Source organism: Armatimonadota bacterium, assembly GCA_013359125.1.
Taxonomy (GTDB): Bacteria; Armatimonadota; Fimbriimonadia; order Fimbriimonadales; family GBS-DC; genus JABWCR01.
Genome location: JABWCR010000006.1, coordinates 37,814 through 53,625 on the forward strand (window position 1 = coordinate 37,814; position 15,812 = coordinate 53,625).

Annotated in this window: 14 protein-coding genes and 1 tRNA gene; 6 read left to right on the plus strand and 9 right to left on the minus strand. The window is 58.1% G+C overall.

Features of this window, described 5'->3' with window-relative positions; all coding sequences use genetic code 11:
- Window position 1 precedes the first annotated feature (1 nt).
- From HUU60_04535 to pilM, 6 genes are read right to left on the minus strand one after another with little or no spacing between them, the layout of a single operon-like run.
- Window positions 2-1,681 (minus strand): type II/IV secretion system protein, encoded by a 1,680-nt coding sequence (locus HUU60_04535; GenBank protein ID NUL81979.1) that lies wholly within the window; start codon window positions 1,679-1,681, stop codon window positions 2-4.
- Complete coding sequence (locus HUU60_04540; protein ID NUL81980.1) at window positions 1,678-3,000, minus strand: hypothetical protein; 1,323 nt, start codon at window positions 2,998-3,000, stop codon at window positions 1,678-1,680. Before HUU60_04540 ends, HUU60_04535 begins: the two co-directional genes overlap by 4 nt.
- Window positions 2,997-3,608 carry a hypothetical protein gene (locus HUU60_04545; GenBank protein NUL81981.1) on the minus strand — a complete coding sequence of 204 codons (612 nt, stop codon included), beginning with the start codon at window positions 3,606-3,608 and terminating at the stop codon, window positions 2,997-2,999. Before HUU60_04545 ends, HUU60_04540 begins: the two co-directional genes overlap by 4 nt.
- Entirely contained in the window at window positions 3,605-4,186 is a 582-nt protein-coding gene (locus tag HUU60_04550) for a hypothetical protein (protein NUL81982.1), read from the minus strand. Before HUU60_04550 ends, HUU60_04545 begins: the two co-directional genes overlap by 4 nt.
- On the minus strand, window positions 4,183-4,737 hold the full coding sequence (locus HUU60_04555) for a hypothetical protein (GenBank protein NUL81983.1): 555 nt from the start codon (window positions 4,735-4,737) through the stop codon (window positions 4,183-4,185). Before HUU60_04555 ends, HUU60_04550 begins: the two co-directional genes overlap by 4 nt.
- Window positions 4,734-5,795 (minus strand): pilus assembly protein PilM, encoded by a 1,062-nt coding sequence (gene pilM, locus HUU60_04560; GenBank protein NUL81984.1) that lies wholly within the window; start codon window positions 5,793-5,795, stop codon window positions 4,734-4,736. Before pilM ends, HUU60_04555 begins: the two co-directional genes overlap by 4 nt.
- 423 nt (window positions 5,796-6,218) lie before the next feature.
- Between pilM and HUU60_04565 the strand changes: the two genes are divergently transcribed.
- The 5 genes from HUU60_04565 (at window position 6,219) to HUU60_04585 (ending at window position 12,980) form a co-directional block, all read left to right on the plus strand.
- Entirely contained in the window at window positions 6,219-7,997 is a 1,779-nt protein-coding gene (locus HUU60_04565) for a hypothetical protein (GenBank protein ID NUL81985.1), read from the plus strand.
- Between the two features lie 82 nt (window positions 7,998-8,079).
- Window positions 8,080-9,549, plus strand: a complete 1,470-nt coding sequence (gene trpE, locus HUU60_04570; protein ID NUL81986.1) for an anthranilate synthase component I — start codon at window positions 8,080-8,082, stop codon at window positions 9,547-9,549.
- A 48-nt stretch (window positions 9,550-9,597) separates the two neighbouring features.
- Window positions 9,598-10,395, plus strand: a complete 798-nt coding sequence (locus HUU60_04575; protein NUL81987.1) for a succinate dehydrogenase — start codon at window positions 9,598-9,600, stop codon at window positions 10,393-10,395.
- A complete protein-coding gene (locus HUU60_04580) occupies window positions 10,395-12,209 on the plus strand; it encodes a fumarate reductase/succinate dehydrogenase flavoprotein subunit (protein NUL81988.1) in 1,815 nt (604 codons plus the stop codon). Before HUU60_04575 ends, HUU60_04580 begins: the two co-directional genes overlap by 1 nt.
- A 3-nt stretch (window positions 12,210-12,212) precedes the next feature.
- Window positions 12,213-12,980 carry a polysaccharide deacetylase family protein gene (locus tag HUU60_04585; GenBank protein ID NUL81989.1) on the plus strand — a complete coding sequence of 256 codons (768 nt, stop codon included), beginning with the start codon at window positions 12,213-12,215 and terminating at the stop codon, window positions 12,978-12,980.
- Between the two features lie 4 nt (window positions 12,981-12,984).
- Here HUU60_04585 and HUU60_04590 read toward each other — a convergent pair whose 3' ends face one another.
- Entirely contained in the window at window positions 12,985-13,758 is a 774-nt protein-coding gene (locus HUU60_04590; GenBank protein ID NUL81990.1) for a phosphodiester glycosidase family protein, read from the minus strand.
- A gap of 74 nt (window positions 13,759-13,832) precedes the next feature.
- On the minus strand, window positions 13,833-14,996 hold the full coding sequence (locus HUU60_04595; protein NUL81991.1) for a DUF1385 domain-containing protein: 1,164 nt from the start codon (window positions 14,994-14,996) through the stop codon (window positions 13,833-13,835).
- 49 nt (window positions 14,997-15,045) lie between these two features.
- On the opposite strand from HUU60_04595, the gene HUU60_04600 reads away from it, so the two are divergent.
- A tRNA-Pro gene (locus HUU60_04600) sits at window positions 15,046-15,122 on the plus strand.
- 7 nt (window positions 15,123-15,129) lie between these two features.
- Here HUU60_04600 and HUU60_04605 read toward each other — a convergent pair.
- A complete protein-coding gene (locus tag HUU60_04605) occupies window positions 15,130-15,789 on the minus strand; it encodes an LON peptidase substrate-binding domain-containing protein (GenBank protein NUL81992.1) in 660 nt (219 codons plus the stop codon).
- Window positions 15,790-15,812 lie beyond the last annotated feature (23 nt).

Below are 15,812 nucleotides of genomic sequence, written 5' to 3' on the forward strand. Positions count from 1 at the left end.
TTTAGGCCGCCAACCTTATCGGAGGGGCGGATTCTTCGGCTTCCATCTCTTCCAAATCGTTGGCCACGACGCGGAAGAGTTCCTCGATCGAAGTTCTGCCTTCGATCACGTGTCTCGCCGCGTCTTGATAAAGAGGAACCATCCCGCCTTCTGTGGCGCATTGACGGATGACCGATGTCGATTCGCGCCGCATAACCGCCTTCCTCACGGCATCGTCCATCAGCAGGCATTCCAAAATGACGGTTCGGCCTCGATAGCCTGAAAAATTGCACCGATGACAGCCGACAGCGCCAAAAGTACGGACGCCGTCGAACGACACGCCCAACCGTGCTGCCAAAGCCGGGTCGGGCGCGGCATCCGTCTTACAATCGGGGCACAACAGCCTAATAAGCCTTTGCGAGCAAACACCGACCAGCGCCGAAGCCAACAAGAACGGCTCTATGCCCATCTCCAGCAGGCGACCGGGCGCGCCCGATGCCTCGTTGGCATGAAGGGTCGAAAACACCATGTGGCCCGTGAGAGCGGCTTCGATGGCCACTTCCGCCGTTTCTTGGTCTCGAATCTCGCCCACCAGCACCACATCGGGGTCTTGGCGCAAGATCGAACGCAGGCCGTTGGCGAACGTCATCCCAGCCTTGACGTTCACGCTGCCTTGGGTAATGCCCGACAATTGGTACTCGACCGGGTCCTCGATGGTGATGATGTTGCGCTCCGCGCTGTTCAGATGGCTTAGGCAGCCGTACAGCGTCGTCGTCTTTCCGCTTCCGGTCGGGCCGCAAACCAGCATCATGCCGTAGGGTCGCTCCACAACCGTTTGAACGCGCTGAAGCGCCATCGGATGCAGGCCGAGTTTTTCGAGTTCGAATACCAGGGAGGTCTTGTCCAAGATTCGCATGACGACCTTCTCGCCGAAGATCGAGGGATAGGTCGAGACGCGCAGATCGTAGGCCTTGCCAGCGACCGAGTAGGCAATGCGTCCGTCTTGGGGCGATCGTTTTTCGGCAATATCCATCTCTGCCAAAATCTTAATTCGGGCGACCACGCCGTCGTGCAGTTCTTTCGGGACTTCGGACGATTCTCGCAGCGCTCCGTCCACTCGGACGCGCACCCGCGAGCGGTCGGCCATCGGTTCGATATGAATGTCGCTCGACCGATCGGCGATGGCGCGGTTGAGAAGCGCCTCCACCAAGCGGACGACAGAAGCATCTTCTTCCGAATCGCTTTGGATTCGCTCCACAACGGTGCGGACGTCCTCGTCCAGCCCATAGTAGCGCATGAGGGCGTCGTGTATCTGAGTCCGCGAGGCGACCGTTACAATGACTTCTCTCCCCGTCGCCGATCGCAGATCGTCCAGCGCCATGATGTCTGCCGGATCCGACATGGCCACGACGATCTGATTGCCTTGGACTGCGACCGGCATAGCCTTGCCTCTCACCGCAACATCGCGCGGCACCGCCGCGATCGCGTCTGCAGAGGGATGCGTCGATTGAAAATCGACAAAGGGCACGTTGTAGACGGCGCTGAGCGCCTTCGCCCGATCGCTCTCCGTGATCGCGCCGACGCGAATCAGGTAATCCTCTATCTGCTCGTTGGCATCCTCCCGCTTGGCCAAAAGCTCGCCCAAGCGACCGGCATCGATCATGCCTTCGTCAATCAGGACGTCGGTCAATCGGCGAGTCATTGGCCTTCCTCTTCGTCGGAGATGATCGTTGGCGACAGGAAGATCAGAAGCTCGTTCTGGCTCTTGGTCGCTCGCCGGTGTTTGAACAGTTCGCCCAAAACGGGTATTTGGGATAGAATCGGCACGGACTGCATGGATCGGGTCTCCTCTTCGCGTATCAATCCGCCCAAAGCAATCTGCGATCCGCTTTTGACCCTGATCTTTGTTCTGACTTCGCGGGTTGATATTTGCGGGTAGGTGCTTTCGCCAATGCGCAGGAAGCCGGTTACGACCGAGACCTGAGGATAGATGTCGAGCGTAACATTGCCGTCCTCATCGGCCCAAGCCTGAACCCTCAGCACGACGCCGACCTCTTGCTCTCGCACGTCGAAGAGCGGCGTGCCGGCGGTCGTTGTTCCCGTTACAACAGGATAGAGCAGACGATCGCCGATCAGAATGTGCCCGGTTTCGCCGTTCATGACCATCACGTTCGGGTGAGCCAGGAGCTTCGCGTTGCCTTTCTGCTCCATCGCTTTGAGAGTGGCTTCGATGCTGAGAGGGCTTCGCCAAAACGGGCCTTGGTGACTGGGCTTCAGCAGAGGATCGTTCACATAAGAATCGCGCTCGGAAGGGCGGACGATCTCTTGCCAGGTCGATTTGCTCCAGTCCCACAAGATTCCCATCTCGCCCAGCGAGGTCCGGTTGACGTCCGTTACGATCACCTCGATCTTGACCTGAACCGGTTTCTTGTCGATCGTCTTTGCGGTCTCAACGGCTTCGGCGACCATGTCTGCCGGGCCTCGGATGATGATCTCTCGACCGGCCGCGGGCGCCGCGGCTTCGGTAGAAGGCGTCGCAGATTCGCTTTCAGAATCCATCGATCCAGACATCTGCGGCAATGAGACGACGGCGCTTGGGATGATGGTCAGTTCGGGAAAGAGGCTCTTAAGAGCGCCTATGAGCGATGCGCTCGTTACGAACTTGGAGGAATAGACGCTCAGTGCGATTGTGGCCGGTCTGGCGGGTACGGCCGGTTCGTAGGCCTTCAGGTTCTCGGGTGTAGCGACTACATAAGCGCCTTCGACTTTGGCATAGGCCAAGCCATGCGGCCTTGTAAGGAGTTCTAGCGCCTGTTCGACTGTAACGCCTTTGAGGGTTGCCGTAGCCCGATAGTCTGACGGAACGTTCGAGATAATGTTCGTGCCCGACTGCTGGCCGATCATCTGGAGCGCGACCGCTAAAGGCATTGAATCGAACTCTAGGTCGAGCTTTCGCTCGTCTTTGAGCGAAGTTGAAAAGGTCAAAAAGATCGAGAATGCGATCGTCCATATCCAGCTCATGGCTCTACTCCTTGGGGCGCGGAACCCAGTTTAAGGCGGTACTGCTTTCCTTCGTGCTCTACCGTGATTTCGTACTTTTGACGGTCGATGACCCGCCATTCCGAGCTCGGCTTCGAGTCGGCGATGAAGACCTTCCCGTTCACTTCGATGGCCGCTCTTTCTTCGCCGTTCGCGCCGCGCACGATTCCTCGAAGCAACGGCTTAGGCGGCTCGGGCAACGGCTCTGGTTCAGTTCTTGTCTCTGCGGGCTTCTCCGGCTCAGGTTGTCCCGTTGGTCTCATGCTCCATCCGTCAGGCGGCGAGTCGAAAGAGAGCGGCCGAAGCGGCGTTTCCGGCTGCGGATTCGGTTCGGCTCTCGTTTCGGTTCCTGTCCTAAAGGGCTCTTCTCGTTCGGCCGGCGCTTGATCCAATCTCTGTCGAAGCCGCTCGTAGTAATCTGCAGGCGGCCCCGCATCGCTGGTGGGCGCCGTTTCATCGACTATTGGAGCGACCGACGTTGTAACGGGGCCGCCTGCTGCCTTCTTGGGAGAGAGCATGGGAACCGCAACGCTCAACAGCATAACGACCGCTCCTGAGATCAAGAAGACCTCGCGTTTGGGCTTCTTCACGCGCCGCCCCCAGAATCCGACGCAGGCATCAGGGCTTCGAACTCTACGATCATCTGAGGCTGTGCGGAGTCGCCCTTGGTCGATATGTTTATGCCATTGGGCGCGACCACAAGCGCGTCTCTGCGGATATCGTCGATCCATCTCGCAACGCCCCGAGAAGGACCTTCGATGCGAAACCGCAAGAGCTTCTTCTTCCAGATCGAATCCGGGTCGTCGCCGGGGGCAGAAGAAACGTCGACGCCAAGCGGCCTTAAGTTGTGGCGCCTGGCTAGCGCGGACATGCGCGAAATGACGTGCGAAACGGGATTGGTCGCTTCTTCCAATTTGGAGGCAATCGCGAAGAGCTCTGCATTCGCGCTCGCTCTGCCCGCTAGCGAATCTTGCTCCGATCGGACATGCTCTATCTGGCCCTTAAGAGCCTCGATGTCGGAGACGTATCGATTCTTGATCGTCAGAAGAGCACCCGCGACTATAGTCGATATAGAAACGGCCGATATGGCGGCCCACTTGAGCCTTGACGACCGGGACTCGGCGAACGCGAGCGTCGCCCAAAACCGTCTGGCGGACAGCGGCCTCATTCTGTCTCCTCCGCACTTGCCTGGCTTGGAGCGATCAGCCTAATTTCAAAACGGGAGGCGCCGTCCGTTTCTCCTCTGTTGACCGACGATGGCGTCACCTCGGTGAAGAGTCCCACAGTGCGCAGTCTTTCGCTATAGGCTTTGATCGCTTCAAAGTCCTGTGCGCCGCCGCGAAGGTTGACCGACCAACCGCTTTCGTGCTCAAACTGCGCCTGCATCTCTTCGAGCCAGGCTTGCAACGGCACGGTCTTGCCAGTCGCCATGACGGCGAGCGAGAACTCTTGGCACCGCGCCCTGGCGTTTTCAAGGTCGGCCGCCTCGAATGGCGGCATCGATTCTTCGGGCGCATCGATCAACGCTTTCAAGATGGTCTCTTGCCTCGCTTTCTCGACGCGCAGATCGGGAATCAACAAGGCAAAGGCCGCCAACGAAAGGATGGACAGGGCGCTCCCGCTCACAAAGGCGACGAAAAGCCCCTTGATCTTGAGCAGTTCGCGCTGGCGTCGAGCACGCCACTCCATTGCCAGGTTGACCGGTCTCATTGCGCTCATGCGGCCAGGGCCTCCTGACAAGCGATGATCGCGGCTCCCAATGCAGGACAATATGGATTCAGGTCGTCTTCTTTTAGCTTCTCGGGCCAATCGAACGCGGCCTCTAGATCGCCGGGCAAGCAGGTAACCCCCAGCGAAGCCGAGCAATAGCGCTCCAATCCCCTGATCGAGGCGCCCTCGCCCGTCAAAACAAAGGCGTCCAGCAATCCCAAGTAACTGCCGTCTGGGAATCTCGATCTCTGAAAGTCGGCCAATCTTCTCATCTCTGCAGTCAGTTCGTGCAGAAACTGCAGCGCCGAGATGGGCGGCAGCCCTAATTCTGTAGGGAACTGCAGCAGGCCGGCGTCATCGATCGTTGCCTCTCGCAATAGGGCGACGGCTTCGTTCGTGTCGGCCCCCACGAAGCGACCGATCGTATCGATGAGTTCGTCAGTGCCATGGTTGAGGGTGCGGGTGAACTCCAATCTCGTTTCGCGCGCCACAGTCATTTCTATATATTCCGCCTGGAGATTGATGGCGGCTGTGGCTTTGCCTTTCCACAGAATGCTGTCCGTCGCCTGGTTTCTCGTAAGCGCCGCCACAACGGCATCCGATTCGGGCGCGGCGACGACGGGGACAAGGCCGGCCAACAGCGCTGCATCCAAGCGCCCATCGATGACCGACCTTGGCGCAGCCACCAAGCGCGCGGGCAGCGGCACGTTCTCGTCTCCCGTCTCGTATGCTTCGGGCGGCACGGAGAAGCGATAGGTCATCGGTTCGGCGGCGTTTGGCAGTCTTTTGGGGCCTTCGAACGGGGCAGCAGCGTTGAGTTCGTCCAGGCTGATTCTTGGAGCGTCGACCCACTTGTTGAGGGCGCGCGGAACGGCGATCGCGACCGGTCCGTTGGCCCGAACGCGCCGGGCCAACTGACCGATTGTCGCCGCGACCTGCTTTAGATTGACGACAACTCCGCCCGCGACCGAGCCAGGAGGCGACAGAGTCCGGCATGCCGCTTTAACCCTGCTTTCGGCGAGCGCGACCATCGTTATATATCGAGAATTGATTTCCAAGCCAACCATGCGATGTCCTGGGTAAATTGTCGGTAATGGCGGGCGTCCCGTTTAGCCCGAAACAAAGGAAGGGGTTGACGCAAAGCGTTCGAATTGGGTACATTGTTACGAAGTTACGAAGACTGGCAAAAATACTTGCCGCCAAAAAGAAGGAATCTGCGGGCGGGAGGTCGAATTGTCTGTCAGCGTCCTTTTCCCATGTGGAATGGGAGCGCGCTAACTTAAAATCTGTTTGTGGCAGGTCAAACGCTTACTGACCGCCATGCCGTTGGAAAGGGGGCATTTCGGTGTTTGGCTTCTCGCAGAGCGACCGAAATGCAAGCAAGTCTAAGGCGAGTTGGCTGGAGGCCGACTCGCGAGCAGACTGGGCTGTCGCCTCGCTCCGACACAACGGACATGGATGGTAGATTGCGTGCGGAGGTGTGTAGCAATATGCGAAGCATTCTTTTGGTCGTCTTAGCGGCTGGCGCCGCCGGATTGAGCATAAGTCTGGCGATTGCCGATAACAAGAACCGCATCCCGATCGATTACGCGGCTGGCTGGGGCGAGTGCGAAATCGATCTCAACCACGAATTCCAATCGGACAACATTGTCGATCAATGGCGCGTCAAGCCCGATGCCAACTGGGCAGCGGCGAACATTTTGCTAGCGCCGGCCGTCGATCGTACGGTGTTCAACACGGGCACCGGAAGCCAAAGGCTCCGATTTACCAGGCCGACCAACGGCATGGCCGCAGCAATGTCGTTCGGCACCAACCCAATCCCGGCTAATCAGGACAACTACCCATCGACGCAAGAGCGCGTAGACGTGCAATTCTCGTTGCGCGCCACCGGCGTTCTCAACATGCAGTTTGGCATCGAACTTTCGATGACCAACAACATGGGGCAGACCAGTTGGACCTGGCTGCAAACTCCCGGCGCTGTCAACGGGAGCGGCCAGTGGGAAGTTCGTCGAGTATCGTTCGTCGTTCCTCAAAACGCGACCAACTTTTCGATCAACTTCCGCTTCTTGGGCGGCGAGGGGCCGGTAGCCGGCACTTTTTGGATCGACTCGATGCGAGTTACGACCGGTCGGTTGATGCCTGAACGTTCCAAGGGTTCGCTCAAGCTGGCTCGAATGTATCGCGATCCAGAAGATTTGATCGGCGATGCGGCTCAGTACGATCTGTTCATCGTTCCCCATACATCGATACCCGCGATCAAGACGCTCAATCCAGATGCGCGCTGCCTGCATTACGTGCTGGGCTGGCAGTCGTTGTTCGTCGATGCTTTGGGCGGCAACAGTACGATCAATCACGATCTGTTCCCATACGATTGGGTGAACCTGAACCATCCGGAATGGTTCCTGACCGATCTGCAAGGACCGAGAATCTTCCGACGTTGGGCCAACTCTCGAAACGAGTACCTGATGGACTACGGCAACCCGGAGCTTCGAGACCATATCTTTGAGAACCTGCGACAGCAGCTGCATCGAGCCTATGGCGCCAACAGCCAACTTCGCGCTGAGGGACTGATGTTCGATAATTTCTCCTTCTTGATCTGGCGACAGTCGAACGCCTACCAGACACAGACGCAGCGCGTGAACGCCACCCAGGGCTATTTTAGCCATCTGAATCAGGACGTTCGCAACACGGGCGGCTGGAGGACCTACACCAATCTTTCGCGCGGGGACGTCTTAAACGGTCCGTATTCGACCATCATGCCCTTGCTGGACGGCTACCTGGTCGAAGGCTTTATGGTGCATGCCTACGACGGACAGTTCCATCCGCCGGATCGTGCGGCATGGCACCTGAGGACTGTGGCCAACAACCCTTCAAAGACCGCCATTCTGCTCGGACGCGAGTTCAGCAAGGATCGTCAGAAGTACAACTACCTGATCGCTTCCTACTATCTGGTCAATCACTCCAACGTGTTCGTCGCGATTTGGCCAGACGGAGACGAGAGTCGGCCGGTGATCAAGCCCGAGCTGTTTTTGCCGATGGGCAATCCTACCAGCAATAACTTCACGTTGCTGGCGGGCGCAGATGCCACCGGAGCCCTCTATGCGCGGGCTTACGACAACGGCGTGGCGGTAGTCAACACTTCGCCTTCGGCTACCTTCAACTATCTGCCGCAGTTCGACTATCGAGACGCTACCGGTCGAATTTTCCGAGCCGGTCTTGCGATCAATGTAAAGCCGAACTCCGGCTTGACGCTGCTTCGACTGCACTAAAGCCAAGGCAATCTGCCATAAAGCATTAGGCCCGGGATTCACCCTCCTGGGCCTTTTTGTCATGCTACAATCGAACTGAACGATGCTGACCCCGACTCTGACAGACTTCATGGCATCCTGCCAAACGAGCGCTCTCTGCCCAGTTTGGGCCGACGAGATGGCGGACTTAGAAACTCCCGTGTCGGCCTTCTATAAATTGGGCGCCCTTTCGGACTATGCGTTTCTTTTGGAAAGCGTTACGGGAGGCGAACGCATCGCTCGATACTCTTACATCGGTGTTGGAGCAAAGATTGTCTGGAGAGCAAACGGTCGAGACTTGCGGGAGACGATCGATGGCGAGGCGCGGTCGGTCGATCTCGGCGCGCTCGATCCGATCTCCTATGTGAGCCGGGAAGTAACCGGCAAGACGCATCTCTCCGCCCACGGATTGCCGCCATTCTCTGGCGGGGCTGTCGGCTGGATCGGCTATGACGCGGTTCGGCTTTTCGAGCGCCTTCCCAAACCTCCGACCGACGACCTAAAAGTTGACGATCTATGCCTGGTTGTCCCAAGTCTTGTCATAGCATTCGACCATGCGAAGCGGCAGATGAGATTGATCGCGACGATCCGGTCGGGCGACAAGACGGAGTATGAGGCGGCTGAAGCCACGATTGCCGACGCCCTCGCGAAACTCAAAGCGCCGATCCAAACATCGTCGGACAATGCGGGCGAGCGAGCCTCGACGATCGCGTCCAACAGATCGCCCGAGGACTTCATGGCCGCCGCGCGCAGGGCCAAAGAGTACATCTACGCGGGAGACGCGATCCAGGTCGTGCTGAGCCAGCGCTTTGAAACAGAAGCCGATGCGCCGCCATTCGACATTTATCGCGCGCTCCGCTCGCTCAATCCTTCGCCCTATATGTTCTATTTTAAGACGCCGTCCGAGATCGTACTAGGCGCCTCGCCAGAGATACTCGTTTCGGTGCATGATCGAAAGGTAACGGTAAGGCCGATAGCGGGGACTCGACGGCGAGGCGAGAGCGAGGATGAAGACCGACGATTGGAGGCAGAACTCTTGTCGGACGAAAAGGAGCTCGCCGAGCACGTCATGTTAGTGGACTTGGGTCGAAACGATGTTGGGCGGGTCTCGGAGTTTGGCACAGTGAGCGTTAGAGACCTCATGGTTGTCGAGCGGTACTCGCACGTGATGCACATTGTCTCCGAGGTCCAGGGCCGGCTCAAAGAGGGCTTGACCGCCGCCGATGCCCTTAAGGCGACGTTTCCGGCCGGTACGGTTTCTGGCGCGCCCAAGGTACGGGCCATGCAGATCATAGACGAATTAGAGCCGACCAAACGAGGCCTTTATGCGGGAGCGTTGGGCTATATTGGCTTTTCGGGCGATATGGACCTGTGCATCACGATCCGTACTATTCTCATCAAAGACGGCAAGGCCTACGTCCAATCTGGGGCGGGCATCGTTGCCGATTCGGAACCTGAACTGGAGCTGGCCGAAACCGAAAACAAAGCCAGGGCAGCTTTGGCGGCCATCGAGATGGCCCGACGGGGCCTGTGAAGGTATACTAATCCTTGCACGGGAGGCTTCGGCAAGAAAGGAATCAGAATGGCTTACGCTCGTAATCCGCTGGCCAAGCGGCACAGTTGGCTCAAGTCGTCCCGCAAAGACAGTTGGTGGATTCCTCAGCTTTTCACGGCGATCGTGCTCCTTGGGTTCATCGGATATGCGAACTTTCGCGTGTTCGAGAACGCCCATTACGAATTTGGCACCCTGCTCTCGCCGTTCTATTCGCCCCTTCTCTTTGGTCCCGCAGACAGCCATCATGCCTGGTTCTCCAAGCCAGATTGGCTGCCTCGCTGGATCTCGCCCGCGTTCTTGATCCTGTGGGCTCCGGCGGGCTTTAGGCTGACTTGCTACTACTATCGCGGCGCATACTATAAGGCTATCTGGCAAGATCCGCCCGGTTGCGGCGTCGGCGAACCTCGAAAAGGCTATTTGGGCGAGAAATTTTTGCCCTTGGTCGTGCAGAACCTTCATCGCTATTTTCTTTACTTTGCCCTTCTCTTTATCCCGATTCTAACGTGGGACGTTTGGAACGCTTGCTGGGACGGCTATGGCGATTCGAGACGATTCAGCATCGGGCTGGGCACGCTGTTGCTATTTGGAGCAACGGCTACGCTCGCGCTCTATACCTTTTCGTGCCATTCGTTGCGGCATTTGATCGGCGGCAATCGGGATAAGCTCTCTGATCGGCCAGCCCAGTTTGCTTGTTACAACTGCGTATCGGCGCTCAATAAAAATCACATGCTCTATGCCTGGATCAGCCTCTTCTTGGTAGCCTTTGCCGATCTGTACGTCCGGCTGTGCTCGACAGGGGCAATTAGCGACTTGAGGTTCTTTTGATGTCGGAGCGGCAGACGCACGAGCACGATGTGCTGGTTATCGGTGCGGGCGGCGCGGGCCTAAGGGCCGCCATTGAGGCTTCTGCGAAGGGCCTGAAAGTCGGATTGGTCTGCAAATCTCTATTGGGCAAAGCCCACACGGTGATGGCCGAAGGCGGCGTGGCGGCAGCCATGGGCAATGTGGACGACCGCGACAACTGGCGAGTCCACTTTGCCGATACTATGCGCGGCGGCCAGTACCTCAACCATTGGCGCATGGCGCAACTGCACGCCCAACAAGCTCCCGATCGGGTTCGCGAATTAGAAGCGTGGGGCGCGCTCTTTGATCGAACCAAAGACGGTCGGATTCTTCAGCGGAATTTTGGCGGCCATGCCTATCCTCGCTTGGCGCACGTGGGCGATCGCACCGGTCTGGAGATGATTCGCACTCTCCAAGATCATGGCATCCACATGGGCATAGAGGTCTTCATGGAGTGCGCAGTCATCCGCTTGCTGACGGACGGCGGGCGGGTTGCGGGCGCGTTCGGATATTTTCGAGAGAACGGTCGATTCGTCGTTTTTAAGGCCAAAGCGATCATCGTCTGCACGGGGGGGATTGGCAAGGCCTATCAGATCACTAGCAACAGCTGGGAATACACGGCGGATGGACAAGCATTGGCGTATCAAGCCGGCGCCGACTTAAAGGATATGGAGTTCGTTCAGTTCCACCCGACCGGCATGGTTTGGCCTCCCAGCGCAAAGGGGATTTTGGTTACCGAAGGCGTTCGCGGCGAGGGCGGCATTTTGGTCAACAGCGAAGGTCGGCGCTTCATGTTCGACGACATTCCCGATAACTATCGCAATCAGACCGCAAGCGACGAGGAAGAGGGATGGCGGTACATAACGGGCGACAAGAATGCCAAACGGCCGCCCGAGTTGCTCACGAGGGACCATGTGGCGCGCTGCATTGTGCGCGAGATCAAGGCTGGGCGCGGCAGTCCGCACGGCGGCGTCTTTCTTGACATTGCATGGATCAAAAAGCACATTCCCCATGCCCCCGAGCACATTAAGAAGAAACTCCCCAGCATGTACCACCAGTTCAAAGAGTTGGCCGGAGTGGACATTACGGAGACTCCGATGGAAGTCGGTCCGACTTGCCACTACGTCATGGGCGGAATCGCAGTCGATCCGGACAGTCAGATGGCGACCGTGCCCGGGCTGTTTGCTGCGGGAGAATCTGCGGCAGGGCTGCACGGCGCCAACCGTCTGGGCGGCAACTCGCTGAGCGATCTGCTGGTGTTTGGCAAGCTGGCGGGGGACGGCGCGGCGGCATACGTCGGTGATTGCCCCAACGTCGAGCCTGACAAGTCCCAAATCGACGATGCGGAGCAGTGGGCGCTCAGCTTCTTCAATCAGCCTTCCCGAGACGACAATCCGTTCAAGATTCAGCAGGACCTTCAAGCCATGATGCAAGACCTGGCCGGCATCGTTCGGACGGGCGAAGAGATGGCGCGCGCATTGGAAGAACTCTCGAAGCTGAAGGCGCGCGCGGCGGTCGTACCGGTCGACGGCAATCGCGAGTTCAATCCAGGCTGGCACACCGCGATGGCGCTGGACAACTTGCTGATCGCTTCGGAAGCGATCGTGCGCTGCGCGTTAGAGCGCAAAGAAAGCCGCGGCGGCCACTTCCGCGACGACTACCCGAGCAAGTCTGAGGAGTTTGCCAAGGTCAACCACATAGTAAAGCGAGGCGCCGACGGCAAAATGGAACTTTCGGCACAGCCCGTTGCCGAAATGCCCCAGGAACTCAAAGAGATCATCGAGGAGTTTAAGTAAACCATGAAAGCGATCCTTGGATTGGTAGCGATCTGCGCTGCACTGACGGGGTGCGATAAGGCGACTAAAGAAGAGGCGAAGGCTTCTGCCCCGCCGGACTACGTGGCGACGGCGCCGTTCTCTGGCTACAAGACCGTTGCCGATTTCGAGAAGCAAGACGCCGCCGAAAGGAAAGAGAACGTCTTTTATCGCAAGATGATCCGTGGCAGCGAAGAAAAGGGCGGGGTCGCGATCACTATCGATCACGACCTGGATCCTATCAAGACCCCTCAGTTGCTGAAGAAGCTGGAAGGGGTCGGTCTGTTCGCAACGATTTTTGTTACCGGCCAGCAGGCCGAAAAGCATCCCGATCTGGTCAAGAAGCTGTTTCAGGCGGGACATCTGGTGGGCAATCGAAGCTATCACAACGTGAACATGGCCAAGTTGGATCGAGGCACGGCCCACGCAGAATGGCTGAAGGCAAAGCAAGCAGTCGCCAAGGCTACCGGCGATGAAGCCAAGTTCGCTCGACCGCCCGGGGGGGCCTACACGGATCCATCGATTCTTGGCGCGATGAAAGCCGGCTTGGTAACCGTGCTTTGGTCGGACGATTTTCGAAAGGGCGCCCGGCCTGATCGAGTTAGGAGCGGCAGCGTTATTCTGTTGGACGACAGTTCCTTAGATCAACTTGACGTACTGGCCAAGCGTCTGAAAGGCCAATTTCGATTCATCACCGTATACGACATGGATGTGGAGCGGATGACGGCGCCTATGCGAGGCGGCCTGCAGTAAGCCGTTATCGCTTTGCGATCTGGTTGTCCGGCCCAAGGCGGCCTTTCACGCGATCATAGACTTCGGGCGCTTCGTAGACGACCAGCAGATTGGTGAGCGGTCGGCTTGGGGCAATTACCATCTTTTTGCGATAGTAGAGCGTTGACGAGCCGCCGCCATCCAGAGCGATCGCGTTCACCGCGCCGAGAGCTTTCATCACCTGCGCCATCTTGGTCAAGGTGATCGGCTTTCTTGTAACGACCACGATCAGTTTGTTGTGCTTGGTAACGCCCACTGCGGTGCGCGGCGCAGGACTGTAGATTCGGGGGTCTCGAAATCCTTCAGAACGAGCGTCCACGTAGGCCTTACCATCTGTGATCAATCGCGGGCCCGCAGCCACTAGATAGTCGTAGTCTCTCCAATCCTGCCGACGGAATTGGGGGGCGCGCATAAAGACGACCTTGTTGTCGCGCGTGATGCCCATAGAGGTGCCTCGGCCGCCATAATGCGCTAAGTTGCCGCCGATCACGATGTCGCCGATAGGCATCTTGGTTTTTTTGCAGAAGTAGGTGCCGCAAACAGCCGCGGTCGGTTGGGCTTTTGCCAACAGAGAGTAGACCGATTCTGGACGGCCCGTCTGCCTCGTCATCACGCCGGAGACTTTGACCTTCTTGTCGTTGAGGTTCGCTGTGATCACCTTGATGGGAACGCCGAGGGCCGACTTCGACTCGATCGCGACCGATTGAGCCCAGCCAAGAGCAACGGAGCCGATCAACAGCAGTCCAGAGAGCAAGCGCATTGGGTAGTCCTCGCCTTTCGTACCTCAAGGTTATACGCCCAATCGCTTTTGGCGGAGACGGCAGATTTGCCGGATTATTGAGGCAACAGGCTAATGCCGAGGAACAACTGCAGCGCCGAGACGATTGTGCCGGCGAAGAGGCCGCCGATCAACACCTGAAAAAGCCCTGAGTTCCAAAGCCTTAAGCCAAAGGTCGGCTGAACGTGAGAAAGATTTCGATGTCGCTCCAGCAACTCCTTCCCAACGCGGATGGCATCCTCTATCTGTCGGTCGTTCGGCGGTTTGGTCGTCGCGGCAGCCTGCAATAGGGCGCCAAACCCCCTCCAGGTGAAAAGCGTGAAGAGCAATGCCATCAATGTGTGGCCTTCGGACCCTGCGCCTGGAAAGAGATACATGAACGCCTGCGTCATGCCCAAGAAGAGAAAGACGGCGGCAGCCAGATTGGTGCCGCATCGAGGGTGCACGCGCGGCATCCGCCGGACCGCTTCTAAGACCAGGGGTTCTCCCCTCTCGATCGCGTGGACGACTTTGTGCTCGGCCGCGTGAGCGCCGGCCAGCGGCAGAAATCTGAGAAGCGCCAAGAAGAGAACGATCTGAAACCCGCGAGCGGCCGCACCGACCATGTCCGCCATGTTCCATGCCCCGGCAAAGGGCGAGTTCATGTAACTCTTGAGCGGAAATGACGTGTTGGCTTGGACGAGCTCGGCTCCGGCCGAAACGGCTGTCATGGAGATCACAAAGAGGCCGAACATCATCATTCCTGTCAGCGCTAGGGCTAGGTCGCCCGGACCGGCTCGTGCGGTTGCGGTGGTCAGATAGACGCCTAGGGGAGTTGCCAATCCGCCGATCATCGGTGGTTTTAGCGCCTGGTGAGCGGGAGCTATTAAGTCGATATCGCTCAGGATGCCGACATAGCGGCCCTCTGTGTCTACGACTATCAGCGCGGTTTGGGCGGACCTCTGCAGGGCGCCGATCGCCTCTATCAAGGCGGCATCCTGTTGGATTGCAAGAGCATCGTTCAGCATGATCGATTCGACGGTTTGGCTCTCGGCGCCTTCGCGGTTGAGGCGCGGTCGTATTTGGGCGTAAGAAACGAGGCCAATGGGGATGCCGGCGCGAGTAACCGCCAATGCAGGCGCGCCCGTCTCCTGCATCATTCGAGCTGCGCGTTGAAGACTGTCTTGAGCATAAAGCGATGGAGCGCGGCGGAATCGATCGGAGACAGGGCCGGAGAACATTTCCGTAAAGAGTGTACCCGGGAGCGCTTGGGTATACTTCTTAGGCGGTCGGGGCGTGGCTCAGCTTGGTAGAGCGCTCCTTTCGGGTGGGAGAGGTCGGCAGTTCAAATCTGCCCGCCCCGACCAGATGTCTTCAATTGGACGTAAACATTTCGGCGTGCCTGTCCGGATCGAACGATTTGATCCGAGGCTGTCTCGACATCTCTCTGAGTTCATCCAGAAGCAGGCGCAATCGCTCGCTGGTATCCCGCGTCTCCAAGAGCCGTTGCTTGAAGCCGAGGTCCGAAGGCAAGCTGGATGCTACCGCAAACGAGAGCAACACCGGATCTTCGGGGAACTCTATCCGCCTCATCGCCAAACCTTCTTGCTCGAGCATCGAGCGAAGATGGCCTTCAAAGGCGAGAGTTACCTCTTCCATTAGCATATAGGCGTCGTTGTCGTGCTGCCATGGCCTTTCGCGCCAGGGCTCGACGCCGGCCTGTAAATAGGCTTCCTCCCGGTCGAAGTCGCAAATGTGAAACCGTTCGACTCCGATCGCGGTTAGATAGAGCCGTCCATCGTCCAAGCGCTGGAGATTGGTAATTCGAGCCAGCGTGCCGATAGAATGCGGCGAGGCCTCCGGATCGATTTCCGTGCCTTCGCGCAGCAGCGCGACGCCAAATCCCTCGCCTGTTTCCAAGCAATGGTCCACCATCTTCAAGTAGCGGGGTTCGAAGATGTGCAGGGGCAGTACGGCATAGGGAAACAGGACAGCATTGAGGGGGAAGATGGGAATGCGGAGGCCTGTTTCCATAAACTTTAACCAGCCCGATTATA

Bases quoted from the DNA above. Each gene is read 5' to 3' on its own strand.
- HUU60_04555 (NUL81983.1), bottom strand. From the start codon at position 4,737: ATGAGCGCAATGAGACCGGTCAACCTGGCAATGGAGTGGCGTGCTCGA.
- HUU60_04590 (NUL81990.1), bottom strand. From the start codon at position 13,758: ATGCGCTTGCTCTCTGGACTGCTGTTGATCGGCTCCGTTGCTCTTGGC.
- HUU60_04605 (NUL81992.1), bottom strand. From the start codon at position 15,789: ATGGAAACAGGCCTCCGCATTCCCATCTTCCCCCTCAATGCTGTCCTG.
- trpE (NUL81986.1), top strand. From the start codon at position 8,080: ATGCTGACCCCGACTCTGACAGACTTCATGGCATCCTGCCAAACGAGC.
- HUU60_04595 (NUL81991.1), bottom strand. From the start codon at position 14,996: ATGTTCTCCGGCCCTGTCTCCGATCGATTCCGCCGCGCTCCATCGCTT.
- HUU60_04535 (NUL81979.1), bottom strand. From the start codon at position 1,681: ATGACTCGCCGATTGACCGACGTCCTGATTGACGAAGGCATGATCGAT.
- HUU60_04565 (NUL81985.1), top strand. From the start codon at position 6,219: ATGCGAAGCATTCTTTTGGTCGTCTTAGCGGCTGGCGCCGCCGGATTG.
- HUU60_04540 (NUL81980.1), bottom strand. From the start codon at position 3,000: ATGAGCTGGATATGGACGATCGCATTCTCGATCTTTTTGACCTTTTCA.
- HUU60_04575 (NUL81987.1), top strand. From the start codon at position 9,598: ATGGCTTACGCTCGTAATCCGCTGGCCAAGCGGCACAGTTGGCTCAAG.
- pilM (NUL81984.1), bottom strand. From the start codon at position 5,795: ATGGTTGGCTTGGAAATCAATTCTCGATATATAACGATGGTCGCGCTC.
- HUU60_04585 (NUL81989.1), top strand. From the start codon at position 12,213: ATGAAAGCGATCCTTGGATTGGTAGCGATCTGCGCTGCACTGACGGGG.
- HUU60_04580 (NUL81988.1), top strand. From the start codon at position 10,395: ATGTCGGAGCGGCAGACGCACGAGCACGATGTGCTGGTTATCGGTGCG.
- HUU60_04550 (NUL81982.1), bottom strand. From the start codon at position 4,186: ATGAGGCCGCTGTCCGCCAGACGGTTTTGGGCGACGCTCGCGTTCGCC.